The organism is Botrimarina mediterranea (genome assembly GCF_007753265.1).
GTDB lineage: Bacteria > Planctomycetota > Planctomycetia > Pirellulales > Lacipirellulaceae > Botrimarina > Botrimarina mediterranea.
The window spans coordinates 2,115,212-2,131,039 of record NZ_CP036349.1 but is presented as its reverse complement, the minus strand read 5'-3'; the positions used below and the strand labels follow the sequence as shown (position 1 = coordinate 2,131,039).

Below are 15,828 nucleotides of genomic sequence, written 5' to 3'. Positions count from 1 at the left end.
TCTGCGACGCCTCAAGGCGTCGAGCCATTCAGTTGCCGCTTTCGCTGCTTGAGCCGTTGGAGGAAGCGCCCGACCCACCGCGTCGGCGCCGGCCTCCGCGCGAGCGACCGCCTCGACCGCCGCCATCGCCACCTCCACGGGCACTTTCGCCACCGCTGCGGCCGCCACGGCTGGGACCGCCGCGGCTGGGGCCCCGGCTGGTTGTCGGCCGGCGCTCAGACCGTGCGGCAATGTTGGCGTCTACGACGACGCCAATGGCTTCGTTCCACGAAGTGATGTTCTTGTGCGAGATCGCGGGAACATCGTCGTCTTCGTCGTCGGAGTCATCACTCCCCTCGACCTCGAAGGCACGCGACGAGCGGGCAGCCGCTTCCGAAGCGGGGCCGTCCCCACTGTCGGGGCCGTCCTCGTCCTCCTCTTCCTCTTCGGGCGACTCGGAAGTGGATAACTCTTCGCTCTTAGCGGAGCGGCCACGCCCGCGGCGGCGGCGACGGCGGCGACGCGGCTTGTCTGACTCGTCTTCGCCTTCCACTTCGCCGGAAGACTCATCGGTCTCGGTTTCGTCGGATTCGTCGCTTTCGGAAGCTTCCAGTTCGCTATCGTCGGCGTCTGCCTCACCTTCCGACTTCTTTCGGCGGCGACGTCCTCCACGGCGGCGACGGCGACGCGGCTTGTCGGAGCGTTCTTCGTCTTCTTCGGTCCTCGCCTCGTCGGCGTCTGCGTCTGTCAACTCGGCGCCCTCGACGACTTCCTCATCGTCATCGGCAGCGCCGAAGAGGTCGCGTGGAAGTTCGGGCTCTGCAGGAGCAACCGGCTCTGGTTTGGCACGACGAGCAGCGAAGGGGAACCAGCCGGTAAAGCCTCGGGGCTTCGGCGCCGCCTCTTCCGCGGCAGAGTCTTCGACGGCATCAGAGACCGGCGCCTCGACCTCGACAATCGCCTCGTCAACGGCGGCCGGCTTGGGGGCGTCTGCCTTCGATTCGGTTCGAGAGCGCCGAGGCTTGGCGCCCTCTTTCTTTGACCGATCGGGCCGGCCCCGTTCGCCGCGGGCAGCCCTTGGCTTCGGCTCTGCGGTCTCCTCCGCTTCCGAATCCTCGCCGATCGGCGCCTGGGGCGGCGATTGAGGCGTTGCAGGTTGCGGACGTGTCTGCGCCGGGACCTCTGCCTTCGCCTTGGGAGGGGCTGACTTGGGAGGCGCCGACTCTGCTCCGGGAACGCCTAGTGAGACGGCGAGCGCGTCCCAGGCGCTGGGCTTCGGTTTGGGATAGTCCGTGGGCAATTCGACATCCGACTCAGCCGCCGGCATAGCGGGCGCATGCGTCGGAGACGTGGGCTGACTTGCCTCAGGAGCCGGCTCGGCTACGGGCGCCGGTTCGGCGGTAGGGGCGGAATCGGCGGGGTTGGCGCCGAGGTCGCGGAGAAGGGCGTCCCAGTTGTCAGCAGCCATAGGGTGCGTGCTTTTGGTCAATTGGAGCGGCGAGGCCGCCTGCTCGTGACCGCCGGCCTCGACAAGTTCCGCCCCACCACCTGGTGGGCAAAGGGACTCGGAGGCGGCAGCCGGTGATTCGGTAGGTCGGCCATCCGTGCGGCGACCGTAAGCCTGCCAGCATAGAGGGTTTTGTACGTTTCCGGAAGTCGGCAGGTCATTGGCTTGTCAGCCATAAAAACGAAGCCCCGGACCTATCGGTGCGGGGCTTCGTTGCTCGGTTCGTCGTTAGCTAGCTACTCAGTTACCACACCCTACGGGCGGTCGTCGATGATCAGCGACCCGTTATCGGCCACTTCGAACAGCGGGCGGTACTGGCCGTGGAAGCACTGCTTGGCCCGCTTACCGTAGTGCCAAACCAAGTTCATACCGAGGTTCCAGGCTTCTTCTTGGGCGCCGAGGCCGGCGGCGTCTTCCTCGGGGATGACGTAGGTGAATCCGGAGACCATCGAGAAACGGTCGGTCAGCGGAATCGCCGTATCGAGCCCCAGAATTCCCTTGCTGTCATCGTCGAACCCACCGAACACCCGCAGCTCCCCGCCCTGGCAGCCGTGGAAGCGGTAGAACAGCAAATACTGATTAGTGGCGTGGTAGTTAGTCGCGACTTCCTGAGCGTTGATTACCGTGTTCTCATTCGTCTTGGACGCGAACTGGAAGCCGATCTCATGACCACACGGGTTGGTGATGCTGATCAGGCCGCGGATCTGGCCGAAGTCCATCGATCCCTGACGCTCGTCCTGCAAGAGGTCGTAGACGACGCCGTATTGCAGGCCGACGGGCTTGCGGTGGAATAAGCCGCCGGTGAAGAACTGCTGCGTGTGGCCGTCGGATGTGGCCGAGGACGAGTCGCCGTGTACCTGGCTTTGAGCGGCCCTGTAACCGACCTGGTAACCGATCGCTGGCACGCCGAGCCAACCCATCGATCCGCCTAGGTTGATGCTCTGGTTGAAGCCGAAGTTGCCGCGGTCACGGTTCGGGCCGTCGAGCGGGTTCTTGAACGCCTGGACGCCGCCGGAGATCGTCAGTTCGCGGATCGGGGGCAGACAGAGCATCACCGGCACGCAGCCATCTGCGCAGCCCACGGTGCTGCTGCAACCAACGCCGCAAGTGCCGCCGCAGCCAACGTCTCCGCAGCCGCACGTCTCGCCGTACGTGAGACCGCAACCGGGATCGACCCCGCAGCCGCAGTCTGGGACGCCACAGCCCGGGTCGGCGAAGCCGCAACCGGGATCGACAACCGAGTACCCTGGCTCGCTGATCGGAAAGCCTTGTTCCTGGTAGTAGGGCGTGCCGCAATCACAGCCGCCGACGCCGCCGCAATGGGCGCAAGCGGTCCGCACCGCCGCGTCAATGCGCGGTCGAACAGCGGACGAGCCGGCTCGTTGCGGATTGGGAATCGACGCAATCGCCTGACGGACGGGCGCTTGGGCGGCCGCTTGTTGGACCTTCGCTGGCTTGGCGGGCGTCTGGCGGACGACCGACGGCGCCTTGGCCTGCGGCTTGACGGGAGCGGCGTGGCTCACTTGCTGGACGCCGGTCGATTGCCACTGCAACTGGGCGAGCGCAGGGGTCGACGCCGACACGGCGAGAAGACCAACAAGGGCGTGCATCAGATGACGCATCGCAGTTACCTCAAGGGGGCGGGTGTCTTTCGGATCGATGGCGTGCTGTCACGTACCGACCGCCCCGCGGTCAGCTAGCAAGCAGCACACGCCAGGCCCCCCTGGTCGCAGCTAAGAGGAGGTATCGACGCCGGCTCACCCGGACTTTCATCAAAGTTGACGTAATCGTTAGGGTCGTTGCTGGCGCCGTTGGCGCCAAATCCTGGCGTGCTCAGGGCCCTGACCGCTCGCACGCCATCGACATCTCCCCCTGACGACGCCCGTGAGCCAGCATCGCTATACTCGGCTCCCGCAAGATCTTCGCCTCTACCGACCCAGCCGCCGTATGCCCCCCTTGTTCTCTGTCCGCTCCAACGTCGTCAATCTCGCTGCCCGCACGGTGACGCCCGCCGAAGTCCGTGTCGTGGACGGGAAGATCGCTGCGATCCAGCCGCTGCCAGATGGCGAGGCGGTCGAGGGCTATCTCGTGCCCGGGTTCATCGACGCCCATGTCCACGTCGAGAGCTCGATGCTCGTGCCGACGGAGTTCGCCCGCGCTGCGGTCGTTCACGGGACGGTCGGCTCGGTGAGCGACCCGCACGAGATCGGTAACGTCTTGGGCGTCGCGGGCGTCGAGTACATGCTTGCGCAAGGTGACCAGACACCGTTCAAGTTCTGCTTCGGCGCCCCGTCGTGCGTACCCGCCACGACCTTCGAGACCGCCGGCGCGACGGTTACCGTCGCCGAGGTCGAGGCGCTGCTCGATGATCCGCGTATCGGCTACTTGAGCGAGATGATGAACTTCCCGGGGGTGCTGCACGGCGACCCCGAGTGCCTGGCGAAGATTAAGGCGTCGCTCGATCGTGGCAAGCCCGTCGATGGCCACGCGCCGGGGCTGCGTGGCGAGCAGGCAGCGAAGTACGTCGCCGCCGGCATGACGACCGACCACGAGTGCTTCACGATCGACGAGGCGCGCGACAAACTCGCCGCTGGGTGCAAGATCTCGATCCGCGATGGCTCCGCCGCCCGCAACTTCGACGCCCTTGCGCCGCTGATCGCCGAGCACCCCGGCATGGTGATGCTGTGTAGCGACGACAAGCATCCCGACGAACTCGAGGTCGGGCACATCAACTTGTTGCTCCGCCGCGCGGTCGCCGCCGGCGCCGACGCCTTCCACGCCCTCCGCGCCGCATGCCAGACGCCCGTCGAACACTACTCGTTGCCGATCGGCCTCATGCGCGTTGGCGATCCGGCGGACTTCGTCGAGATCGACTCCCTCACGGCGTTCAATGTCCGCCGCACCTGGATCGATGGCGTGCTCGTCGCCGAGAACGGCAAGACGATGCTGCCGCGCATCGAGCCGGCGGTCGCCAATAACTTCGTCGCCCGCGAAGTGCGTGCCGAGGAACTCGCCCTACCTGCGGAAGGCGTTTCGCAGCTACGCGTCATCGAGGCGATCGAGGGGCAACTCATCACCAACTCGCTCAATACAAAGCCAAAGGTACACGCCGGCCACGTCGTCTCCGACGTGGCGAACGATGTCCTGAAACTTGTGGTCGTCAACCGCTACGCCGACGCCGCGCCGGCGATCGCCTTCATCAAGAACTTCGGGCTCCAGCGCGGCGCGATCGCGTCGAGCGTCGCGCACGATTCGCACAACGTCATCGCCGTTGGCGTGGACGACACCGACATCTCCACCGCGATGAGCCTCGTAATGGAGAACCAAGGCGGCCTCTCCGCCGCAAGCCACAAAGACGGCGTCGCCGAGGCACTGCCGCTGCCGGTCGCTGGTCTGATGGCGACGGGCACGTGCCAAGAAGTCGGCGCCGCATACGGCAAGCTCGACAAGCTCGCCAAAGCATGGGGAAGCCCCCTCCGCGCACCCTACATGACCCTGTCGTTCATGGCCCTGCTGGTAATCCCCTCGCTCAAGTTAAGCGACAAGGGGCTGTTCGATGGGGATCGATTCGAGTTCGTCTCCTTAACGAGATAACCACAGAGACACGTAGGGCACGGAGGACGACACCGAGAAGCCGTAGGGTGCGATTCCGCTCCGCTGCATCGCACCCTACTCCGGTCAAAAACTTCTCTGTGTCGTCCTCCGTGCTCTCAGTGCCTCTGTGGTAGACTTCTAACGAGGCTTACGCGGCGGCAGCGGGTCGCGGCGGGTGACTTTGACTGGGCACGGCGTAGCCGGCCGGACCGCTAGTTCGCGGTGCGTCGTCATGTCGTCGAAGCCCGGTTGGGGCTCGAAGCGGAAGCGCTGGAGCAGGGTTGCGGTGATCAGCGGGAGTTGCACCATCGCCAGTTGCTGGCCGATACAGACCCGTGGGCCGTGGCCGAACGGGAAGTAAGCGCCCTTGGGGATGTCGCCCTCTCGCTCGGGCGAGAACCGGTCAGGATCGAACTTCATCGGCTCGGGGAAGAATCGCGGGTCGCGGTGCGTGACCCAGGGCATCGTGATCATCCAGCCGCCGCGGCAGACCCGGTAGCCGCCGAGCTGTGTGTCGCGGATCGGCATCCGTGCGAAGAGCACATACGCCGGCGGGAAGAGCCGCATCGTCTCTTTGAGTGTCTGCGTGAGGCACTCGAGCTTCGGCACGTCGGCAAAGGTCGGCTCGCGGTCGCCAAGCACCCGATCGACCTCTTCGGTGAGCCGGTCGTAGAGTTCGGGCCGGCCGAGGACCAGTTTCCAAAACCAGCCGAGCGTCGAACTCATCGAGTGTGCGCTGGCGATCAGAATAGTGGCGGTTTCGTCGCGGGCCTGCCGATCGCTCATCCCCTTGCCGTCGCCCTCTTCATCGACCGCCCGGAGCAGAACCGCCAGCAGGTCGTGGTAGGTGTCGGGGTCGGCGCGGCGGATCTCGATCGCGCGGTGGACGTAGGCGTCGATCGCCTCGATCGCTCGGCGTTTGCGGCGGCTGCTGGGGAGCGGCAACCATTTCGGCGGCGTGATGGGAATGCCCATCTCGCGGCTCATCTGATCGGCGCCCTCGATGATCGCGTCGGACAGTTGTTCGGGCGACGGGCCACCAATGACTTCGGGGTTGATGCCGGTGGTCGTGCGGATGGAGATGTCCATCATCAGCGCCGCCATCTCGTTGACGAGATCAACTTCCCCCGCCGACTCCCACGCGCCGACCCGTACTTGCGTCGTGGTCAGCGTGACTTCGGAGTAACGGGGCAACAGCGCGCCGCGGAACGCCTGCTGGATGATCCGGCGCTGCCGGGTCCAGAGGTCGCCTTCGCTGGTGAGGATGCCGTTGCCCACCAGTTGGCGGAGCACCCGCATCTCCCAGGGCGCGCGGATGTAGTCGTCACGCCGCCGGACGAGGTACTCGTGGATCAGCTCGGGGCTATTGACGACGTAGGCCCGCTGGGTGAACAGCATGAAGCTGCACAGGTCGCCGTAGCGATGGCCAAGCTTCGTGATGTACCGCAAGGGCGACAGCCAGAACTCGGCCGCGTGCCGCCAAGTGAGGCCAATCCATTGATTGATATTCTTCGGGCCGGGCGGATGGGGCAGTTTCTCGGGCGGCGTCTTGTCCGAGACGACCTGGCGCGCCAGACGGGTCGGGCGCGCAGCTTCGCCAAGCGTTCTCTCTAGAACAACAGACATCGTACCTGAATGTAGCCGTACCGGCAAAAACCTCGCATCCTAGAGGTTTTCCCCTACTTCAGTCGTGCCCGGTCCCCGGGTTAAGCGGAGATTACAATATAGTCATCCTTGGATTTTAGCGAGTTAGTTCTGGTAATTTTCTTACGCCTTGAACCGCCGGGCCTCGACGCGGAGCTCTTCGCTCGACCAGCCGTTCTGCTCCGCTAGGCCGAGCAGCTTCCGCTGCCCGGCTTCATTGAGCCGGGCGATCGCGGCGTGCGCGCTCCAGCTCAGATTGGGTCGGCGGTTGCGGATCGGGACTCGGCGGGCGACCGAGGCGTAGCGGTTGAGCTGATCACCCGAGATGGCGCCCTCGCACATCGCGTAGAAGGCTTCGCCGAAGGCGTCGTCGCCGGCGTTGAGCAGATCGCCGATCCACCACGGGCCGGCCTTCTGGCACCACAGGGCAAAGTGCAGCGGGCCCTTCCAGGCCTCAACCGACGGCTTCCCATCAATGCGCACCCCGACCGAGGTGAACCGGAAAGGTCCGACATGCATCTCCGGCGGTTTGGAGTTCTCAGGCATAGCGACTCGACCTAGCAGGACCAGGAAAGCAAACCACGAAGGAACGAAGGAACAAAGGGGGGCCGTTGGGATTCTTTGCTAGGCCTTGTTGCGCTCCCTTGGTTCCTCTGTTCCTTTGTGGTTCAAATCGTTGAGAACCCTCTCCAAGAAAGGCATGGCATGCAATACGGATCCTTCCCCACGACACGCCTGCGCCGGCTGCGGCGGCATGATTGGTCGCGGCGGCTTGTGAGTGAGTCGCGGTTGTCGGCGGCGGACCTGATTTGGCCGATCTTCGTTTGCGAGGGCTCGAAGCGGCGCGAGCCGATCGGGTCGATGCCTGGCGTCCAGCGATTGAGCATCGACCTGCTCGAGGCAGCGGTCGCCGAAGCCGTGGAGCTGGGCATTCCGGCGATCGCTCTCTTCCCGGCAACGCCTAACGACCTCAAGACGCCCGGCGCCGAAGAGGCGTGGAACTCCGATAACCTCGTCTGCCGCGCGATCCGCGAAGTCAAGCACCGGCTCGGTGAAGCGGTAGGCGTCCTCGCCGATGTCGCGCTCGACCCGTATAGCTCGCACGGGCAGGACGGCTTGGTGGTGGACGGCTATGTCGCTAACGACGAAACGCTCGACGCGCTCTGCAAGCAAGCGATCGTCCAGGCCGAGGCGGGCTGCGACGTCATCGCCCCGAGCGACATGATGGACGGCCGCGTCGGCCGCATCCGTACGGCCCTCGACGCCGAGGGCTTCACACAAGTCGCGATCATGGCGTATGCCGCCAAGTACGCGTCGGCGTACTACGGCCCGTTCCGCGACGCGGTCGGCTCGGCCGGCTCGCTCGGCAAGGGGGACAAGAAGTCCTACCAGATGGACCCCGCCAACGGCGACGAGGCCCTCCGTGAAGTCGCGCTCGACCTCGCCGAGGGCGCCGACATGGTGATGGTCAAACCGGGCCAGCCTTACCTCGACATCGTCTGCCGGGTGAAGCAAGCCTTCGGCGCGCCGACGTTCGCGTACCAGGTCTCGGGCGAGTACGCCCAGATCGCCGCGGCCGCCGAGCGCGGCTGGCTCGACCGCGACGCGGTGATGCTCGAAAGCCTGATGGCGTTCAAACGCGCCGGCGCCGACGGCGTGTTGACGTACTTCGCGGTGGAAGCGGCGCGGAAGCTGCGCGACGCCGGTCTTTCGTGATCGCGCCGCGTCGGCGAGCGATGGGCCTGCGGCGCCATCTTAAGAATTGCGTCAAGCGCGAGACTAATCCCCAAGCGACCGAGCGGTCGCGTCCTCGATCACCGCTTCAGCGGCGCGGCGGCCGGCGGCCATCGCGCCGTTGATGGATGCCGTGTCGCAGTAATCGCCGCAGCGGTAGACGCCCTCGGCGAGGCGGGCGCCCTTGGCCACGGGGTCGAGCGCCGGTGGCGTCTGGCGCGGCAGGGCGTACTCAATCGGGTACGTCCGCAGATGCCGCCACGAGTCAACCACCGGGCCGAACCACTCGCGAAGTTGGTCCCGCACCTCGCCGTGCAGCGTAGCCGCGTCGGTCCACTGAAGGGCCGTGACGGAAATGAGCGATTGCCCTGGGGGGGCGTAAGACGGCGCCACCTGGCTGGGGACGCAGACGTTGTTCACCGGGCCGCGACCCCCGCCGTTAAGCAGGAGGATCGGTTCCTCCAGCGGAGGCCGATCCGCTGCGAAGTAGACGCACGCCGCGCGATTCGATCCGCCCGTCGATTGCTCGCCGGTGAGGCGGGCGGCGATGGGCTCCTCGGTCGCGAGCACGGTCCGCTTTGCACTGAGCCGTTCGCCTGATGCGAGTTCGACCCTTCCCTTGCCGGCAGACTTGACGCGCGTCCCCAGCCGGAGCACGCCGGCTGGGAGGCGGTCGGCAAGCTGGTGCGGGAGGGCCCGCATACCGCCCGCGGGGAGGGCGGCGTCGCCCGAAGAGAACATCCGGAACACGAACTCACACAACCGACTCGACGTGGTCAGGTCATGATCCAAGAACACGCCGCCCAAGAACGGGCGGAAGAACTGTTCGACCACGATGGGCGAGAACCCGCGCTGCCGGAGCAGGTCGATCGTAGGCAGTTCGGTTCGCTCGTAGAGGCGCGCGAGGTCTCCGCGAGTCGTATCGCGACGCAGCTTCGCTAGCCGCAGTTTGTCGGCAAAGGTTGCTACCGGTGAGAAGGCCGTCGCCAAGAGGTGGCGTGGCCGTCGCCACGGATCAGAAAAACGGTGAAAGGTCCCGTCGCGCCAAACCAGGGCGCCCGGCTCAAAGTTGTGGAGTCGAAGCTTCCCGTAGTCCAGCTTGCGCTGGGCCTCGGGATAGGCGGTCAAGAAGACCTGGAAGCCCCGATCGAGCAGGAAACCGTCCAGTTCGTCGGTCGAAATTCTTCCCCCCGGAGTCGGCTCCGACTCCAGGACGAGCACCTTTCGCTCGCGCGAACAGAGTTCTTCCGCGCAGGTCAACCCGGCGATGCCGGCGCCAACGATGATTGCGTCGAGTTCTTCCATTCCTGTTCATCCCGCCCGCAGGCGCGGGTTCCGACTTAGTTGGGTGGATTGCTCTCGATAGGCCCCCAACTAGATAGCGACAATCACTTCGTGCCCGGCTTGCCTAGCGGCGTCTTTCGCCGGCCGGTTGATCGCCGCCGCTTGCTGTGTCTTCATCACCGTTCGCATGAACGGCTCGGGGCGCGGGACGCCGGCGAGGCGCAGACGCTCGACGCCGCGCTCGAGCAGCACTACGTCGGCGGCGTGGTACCAGTCCTGGCCCGGTTGGACCTCGGCTTTCACCTCGTCGAACCCGTCGAGCGGCAACGCGGCGACGGGCGTCGCGTCCTTTTCAAAGGGGTTCTCGATGAGCAGCCGCTGTGTGGTGACGCGATAGCGGACGCCGGCTGTGTTCACGGTCCCGACGAGCACCAGCGGCCACCTCGGCGCCTTACGGACCAGGTAGAGAACCGCCCCGATCGGAGCGGTGAGGAGCGTCATCAACCGGCCGAGCGTCAGCGGGACGCCGCCGATCGGAAAGCCGAACCGACTCGAGTACAGCCGCCCCAGCCACTGCCCCCACGGCCCTGCCGAGATCGACGGCCACACAACGGTGACGGTCCGCTCGTGCGAGCGGGTGGAGTCTTGCGGCTTGAGGGGTGAGGCTGCCATGCCCTAAAGCATAGACTTAGGTCGCAAACTTACTCCAGCCACCTGCGCCCCCAACCAGCTACACGTCGCCGATGCACCCTGCGCAACTGCCGATCGACGAACTTCTCGCCGAGTGCGAAGAGCGGCGACAACGGCGCTCGGGGCCCGGCGGGCAGCACCGTAACAAGGTCGAGACCGCGGTCATCCTTACCCACAAGCCGACGGGCGTCCTTGCTGAGGCCAACGAACGCCGCAGCCAACAGCAGAACCGCGAGGTCGCCATTCAGCGTTTACGCGTACGCTTAGCAGTCGAGCACCGCGACCCGCCCGCCGACGCGGCTTCGCAACTCTGGCAGAGCCGTACCCGCGGCGGGAAGCTAGCGATCAACCCCGAACACGCCGATTACCCCGCGCTGCTCGCCGAAGCGCTCGACCACATCGCGGCGGCCGATTGGGACGAAGCCGCCGCCGCCACCAAGCTCGGCGTCACCCGCACCCAACTCATCAAACTACTCCGCCTCGAGCCGGCGGCCTTTGCCATACTCAACCGGCAGCGCGCCGACCGCGATCGCGCGCCGCTCAAATAAATGAAGCACAAAGGAACGAAGGAAGACTATTAATTGGCCCAATCGTTGCCCATCGCCTACAAACCATAATTCCTTCGTTCCTTTGTGGTGAATTCATCAAAGCCCATGAAAGCCTGCCTCTTTGACATCGATGGCACTTTGGTCCTCACCGGCGGGGCGGGGATGTTTGCGTTTGCCGAGACCTTTGCCGAGGACTTTGGCGTGCCGGAGATTTCGCGAGAGGTCCCCTTCGCGGGGCAGAGCGATCGCGGCATCGCCGGCAACTTATTCGTCGCGCATGGCATCGAGAACACGCACGAGAACTGGCGGCGGTTCCGAGAGGGGTACGTCGCCCGCATCGAGGATCATCTGCGCCGACGTGAGGGCCTCGTCTTGCCGGGCGTGTTCGCGTTGCTCGATCGGCTCGAGTCGCTCGGCGACGTGCACATCGGCCTGCTGACGGGCAACGTCGCCGCCGCGGCGGAGACCAAGCTACGCTACTACGACCTCTGGCATCGCTTCGCGTTCGGCGGCTTTGGCGACGACCACCCCGACCGCAACGACATCGCCGCCACCGCCGTCGCAAGGGCGCGGGAGCGTCACGGCAGCTCTCCCAATGGAGCGGCTTCCGCCGACGAACGGATCGTCGTCATCGGCGATACGCCCAACGACGTGCGCTGCGCGCGGTCGGTCGGCGCCTACGCCGTCGCCGTGCCGACGGGGCACATCACCGCCGAAGAACTCGCCACGACGAAGCCCGACCTTTTGGTCGAGACGCTCGAAGACGCGGATGACATCGTCGCGTTCCTGTCCGACTGAATCGGTCAAATGGCTCAATTGTGGGAGGGGTCTCCAGACCCCGATTTCGCGCACCATGCCGTTTCGGAATGGATACCGTAATCGGGGTCTGGAGACCCCTCCCACAGCTCCGTCGCTAAGAATCGACACAACCGTCACAGCCGGCGCCCCTTTGCTGCAAACCCGCCGTGCCGGTCGCCGGCACGCCACTCGGCTTGCCGTACGCTTACGCGGACCTTTCCCTCCCGCAATGAAGCGAGCGACCGCCGTGAACTGTTTTGACCTCGTCGTAGTCGGCAGCGGCCCCGGCGGCCAGAAGGCGGCCATCTGCGCGGCGAAGCTCGGCAAGCGTGTCGCGATCGTCGAGCGGCAGAAAGAACTCGTTGGCGGCGTCTGCCTGCACACCGGCACGATCCCCTCCAAGACGATGCGCGAGGCGATCCTCCACCTCACCGGCTTCCGCCAGCGCGAGGTCTACGGCGAACAGTACCGTTCGCGCAAGTCGATCACGATGGACGACCTGCGGCACAAGCTGCAGCACGTCTCGCGTCGCGAATGGGACGTCATCCAGGACCAGTTCGACCGCAACGGCGTCGAGACCATCGTCGGCGAGGCGAGCTTCGCCGACACACACACCGTTGAGGTGCTCACGCCCGAGGGGCCCGTGCACCTCGCCGCGGACAAGGTGCTGCTCGCCCCCGGCACCAAGCCGGCGCGGCCCAAGCACATCCCGTTCGATGGCCGCACGGTCTTCGACTCGGACGAGTTCCTCGATCTCGACCGCATCCCGCGTTCGATGATCGTCGTCGGCGGCGGCGTCATCGGCGTCGAGTACGGCCTGATGATGGCGACACTCGGCGTCCGTGTCACGATCATCGACGGCCGCGACCGGCTGCTCGACTTCTGCGACCGTGAAATCGTCGACTCGCTTGTCTACAACGCGCGCTCGATGGGTGTGACGTTCCGCTTGGGCGAGAACGTCGCCGACGTGCGGCGTGTCGGCCTCAATGCGGCGGCGGTCGAGCTCGAGAGCGGCAAGCGACTGCTCGGCGAGACGGTCCTCTTCAGCGTCGGCCGCCAGGGCGACACCGAGTTCCTCAACCTCGAAGCCGCCGGCCTGGCTCCCGACACCCGCGGCCGCATCGTCGTCGGCGAGGGCTTCCAGACCGAGGTCCCGCACATCTACGCCGTCGGCGACATCGTCGGCTTCCCCGCCCTCGCTAGCGCCTCGATGGAACAAGGCCGTCAGGCGGTCTGCCATGCGTTCGGCGTCCCGGCCCGCGACATGGGCGAGATCCCCTACGGCCTGTTCACCGTGCCGGAGATCTCGTCGATCGGCAAGAGCGAGCAGCAGCTCACCGCCGACCACGCGCCTTACGAAGTCGGCGTCGCGCGGTTCTCCGAGATCGCCCGCGGCCAGATCGCCGGCGACGAGACCGGCCTGCTCAAGATCCTCTTCCACCGCGAGACGCGCCAGCTGCTGGGCGTTCATGCGATCGGCGAATCGGCGACCGAGATCATCCACATCGGCCAAGCCGTGATGGCGTTCGGCGGCACGCTCGACTACTTCCGCGACACGGTGTTCAACTACCCGACGATGGCCGAAGCGTTCAAGGTCGCCGCCCTCGACGGTCTCAACAAACTCGCCGCGTACGACGTCACCGCCGGCTGCGGCTGGGGCGACGCCGAGCTAGCCGACGTCGCGGCGCTTGCGGTTTAGGATCCAGCGGGCGGTCTGCCAACAGGGTCCGGGGAGCACACACCTCCGGCGCCAGCGTCCCGAGCAGAAGCTCATCGCGCTTGCATCCGGCGGGCGGTGACCACGTAGCATCCGCTATGGGGCCATGGAATCCGATCCGGTAATTTCTTCACCAGCGGCGGCGCCCGCGCTTCGCTGTCCGCTTGCTTGAGCGCGACGCGAGCTCAGGAGAATTTCGATAAGGTGAGGAAGCGAACTGTCGAATCTTGCTTCGTCCGGTGAATCCCACTGATTTTAGAGTGTGTCGTCCGCTCAACCGTGGGCCGAGTGCCGCTCGCTCTTCCTCATGTGAGATGGCGTTTACGTTCTGTTGGAAGCGCGTCGTTAACTGAGACTGCCGGTTGGCACGCTCCTTGCGGCCATTCCGCGACAATAGGCCGGTCAGGTTCTTGCGCCGCTTGCCCCGCACTGTTCCAGCCCGAGACGTCGGGACCCGTGGGCATCTCGACGGCGTACCCGTTTTGAATCTCAATCCCGAAGGAATGAGAACGATGACTTTATCTCGATGGCGACTGATTCTTGGCGCCCTTCTGGCGCCGCTACTCGCAATGCCCGTGCTCGCCGCGGACGACTACAGCAACACGCCGTACTACGAGGAAGAGCCGTGGTACGACATCACTGAATGGTTCGACGGCGACGATTACCGTCGGACGGACCCTAGTGAATGGAACGACGACGAAACGGACTACGAGTACGACTACGGCTACCATTATGATGTCGATGGCGATCTCGATTATGGGGGCCATTACGACGAAGAGTACGGCTACGACTCGGACTATGGCTACGACGACCTCTACGCGAACGACGACTGGTTCTACGACTACTGGTACTGGAATGACGGCCAGTCCTACTACAGCGACTGGGACTCCGACGGGATGTACGAATACGTCACGAAGTACCGGGACTACGATAATGATGGTTTTTATGACGCGTACCTGACCTATCGTGACTGGGACGATGACGGCATCTACGAAGACATCGATTACTACAGCTTCAATGATGTCTCTGCCGGCGATCAGTCCGCCGACAGCAACGATGGTCGTTCGATGCAAGCGAAGGCGCGGCGAACGCAAGGCACGGTCGCTAAGGTCAAGAAGGTGAAGGTCCGTGGTAACGAACATCTGCTGGTCCGCCTCGATGGCGGTGAAGGCAAGCAGAGCACCGTCGATCTCGGCCCCGCCAAGGCCCTGAAAGACCACGACATCGCTGAAGGGACCGAGATCCAAGCAAACGGTCCTGTCGTGAAGGCCGGTGAGAAGCGCCTGCTCGTCGCCAAGTCGGCAAAGATCGACGGCGAGACCTTCAAACCCAATCGCAACCGGGCCCAAGTGAAGGGGACGATTGTCAGCACCCGCAAGTTCGAGAACCGCGGCGACAAGCACGTCCTGGCGACGGTGAAGACCGACCGGTCGGATGCCAAGAAAGGCGAAAAGAGTAAAGGCGGCAAAATGCTCGTCGATCTCGGGCCGGCCAGCAAGCTGGACATCGACCTCGCCGAAGACGATCGGGTGACGATCGAAGGGGCGCCGGCCAAAGTGAACGACCGTCCCATTCTCATCGCAAGTCGCATCCAGCACGATGGCGAGTCGATTGCGATCGATCGCCGGTCGGACCAGCGGGGAGATAACTCGCAACAGGCCAGCTCGCAACAGGCCAGCTCGAATCAGGCCAGCTCGAATCAGGCCAGTCGCGACCGACAGCAAAGCAGCGAGTCGCAGATGACGAAGGCGAACAAGTCGCCGAGCTTTTCGGGGAAGGTCGCTTCGATGCGTAAAGCGACGGTTCGAGGCCAAGAGCGCCAGCTGATGGTGCTGCGATCGGACGCCGGCCGCAACGTGCTGGTGGACCTCGGTCCTGCTGAGCAAGGCCAACAAGCGTGCGAACCGGGCGACGAGTGCCGGGTTCGTGGCCCCGTCGTGAAAGCGCGCGGCGGTCAACCGATTGTCCTATGCCGGATGCTCATCATCGACAACGGCGAGCGCACACGGGTCAGACCGCAGCAGCCCAATACCGAAGACCTGCGTGAGGTGACCGGTGATATCCGTGCGTTGACGACCGTCGAGGTGCGAGGCACGGAGCGTCAACACGCCCATGTCAACACGCAAGACGGCAAGAAGTTGATTGTCGATCTTGGTTCGCCAGAAGAGTTGCCGATGAAGCTCTCCAAGGGCGATCAGATCTCGGCGAGAGGACGGATCGTCAAGGCGAACAACGATCAACTGATCTTGGTCGCCTTCGAGGCCAGCAAGTCGGGTGGCCAGTCACAATCGATCGAACGCTAGCCGCGGCAATCGTGATTGTCACTTCTGACA

At 64.9% G+C, this 15,828-nt stretch carries 12 protein-coding genes; 6 read left to right on the top strand and 6 right to left on the bottom strand.

What is annotated here, in order from left to right:
• Positions 1 to 28: 28 nt before the first annotated feature.
• Positions 29 to 1,447 carry a hypothetical protein gene (locus Spa11_RS08570; protein ID WP_145110775.1) on the bottom strand — a complete coding sequence of 473 codons (1,419 nt, stop codon included), beginning with the start codon at positions 1,445 to 1,447 and terminating at the stop codon, positions 29 to 31.
• Positions 1,448 to 1,740: 293 nt separating this feature from the next.
• Entirely contained in the window at positions 1,741 to 3,108 is a 1,368-nt protein-coding gene (locus Spa11_RS22875; RefSeq protein WP_197529843.1) for a DUF6666 family protein, read from the bottom strand.
• 325 nt (positions 3,109 to 3,433) lie between these two features.
• On the opposite strand from Spa11_RS22875, the gene ade reads away from it, so the two are divergent.
• Positions 3,434 to 5,080: an adenine deaminase gene (ade, locus tag Spa11_RS08550; RefSeq protein ID WP_145110763.1), complete on the top strand. Its 1,647-nt coding sequence runs from the start codon at positions 3,434 to 3,436 to the stop codon at positions 5,078 to 5,080.
• 138 nt (positions 5,081 to 5,218) lie between these two features.
• Here ade and Spa11_RS08545 read toward each other — a convergent pair whose 3' ends face one another.
• Both Spa11_RS08545 and Spa11_RS08540 read right to left on the bottom strand, forming a co-directional pair.
• A complete protein-coding gene (locus tag Spa11_RS08545) occupies positions 5,219 to 6,706 on the bottom strand; it encodes a cytochrome P450 (RefSeq protein WP_145110760.1) in 1,488 nt (495 codons plus the stop codon).
• 141 nt (positions 6,707 to 6,847) lie between these two features.
• Entirely contained in the window at positions 6,848 to 7,270 is a 423-nt protein-coding gene (locus tag Spa11_RS08540) for a hypothetical protein (protein ID WP_145110757.1), read from the bottom strand.
• A 159-nt stretch (positions 7,271 to 7,429) separates the two neighbouring features.
• On the opposite strand from Spa11_RS08540, the gene hemB reads away from it, so the two are divergent.
• Positions 7,430 to 8,440, top strand: coding sequence for a porphobilinogen synthase (gene hemB, locus Spa11_RS08535; protein ID WP_145110754.1), 1,011 nt, complete (start codon positions 7,430 to 7,432; stop codon positions 8,438 to 8,440).
• 63 nt (positions 8,441 to 8,503) lie between these two features.
• On the opposite strand, the gene Spa11_RS08530 is transcribed toward hemB, so the two are convergent.
• Together Spa11_RS08530 and Spa11_RS08525 are read right to left on the bottom strand one after the other, a co-directional pair.
• Positions 8,504 to 9,763 (bottom strand): NAD(P)/FAD-dependent oxidoreductase, encoded by a 1,260-nt coding sequence (locus tag Spa11_RS08530; protein ID WP_145110751.1) that lies wholly within the window; start codon positions 9,761 to 9,763, stop codon positions 8,504 to 8,506.
• A gap of 69 nt (positions 9,764 to 9,832) precedes the next feature.
• On the bottom strand, positions 9,833 to 10,414 hold the full coding sequence (locus tag Spa11_RS08525) for a hypothetical protein (protein ID WP_145110748.1): 582 nt from the start codon (positions 10,412 to 10,414) through the stop codon (positions 9,833 to 9,835).
• Positions 10,415 to 10,500: 86 nt separating this feature from the next.
• On the opposite strand from Spa11_RS08525, the gene Spa11_RS08520 reads away from it, so the two are divergent.
• The 4 genes from Spa11_RS08520 (at position 10,501) to Spa11_RS08505 (ending at position 15,798) form a co-directional block, all read left to right on the top strand.
• Positions 10,501 to 10,980, top strand: a complete 480-nt coding sequence (locus Spa11_RS08520; RefSeq protein ID WP_391503326.1) for a peptide chain release factor family protein — start codon at positions 10,501 to 10,503, stop codon at positions 10,978 to 10,980.
• A 105-nt stretch (positions 10,981 to 11,085) separates the two neighbouring features.
• A complete protein-coding gene (locus Spa11_RS08515; RefSeq protein WP_145110741.1) occupies positions 11,086 to 11,778 on the top strand; it encodes an HAD family hydrolase in 693 nt (230 codons plus the stop codon).
• Positions 11,779 to 12,007: 229 nt separating this feature from the next.
• On the top strand, positions 12,008 to 13,477 hold the full coding sequence (gene sthA, locus Spa11_RS08510; protein WP_145110738.1) for a Si-specific NAD(P)(+) transhydrogenase: 1,470 nt from the start codon (positions 12,008 to 12,010) through the stop codon (positions 13,475 to 13,477).
• Between the two features lie 530 nt (positions 13,478 to 14,007).
• A complete protein-coding gene (locus tag Spa11_RS08505) occupies positions 14,008 to 15,798 on the top strand; it encodes a hypothetical protein (RefSeq protein WP_145110736.1) in 1,791 nt (596 codons plus the stop codon).
• Positions 15,799 to 15,828 lie beyond the last annotated feature (30 nt).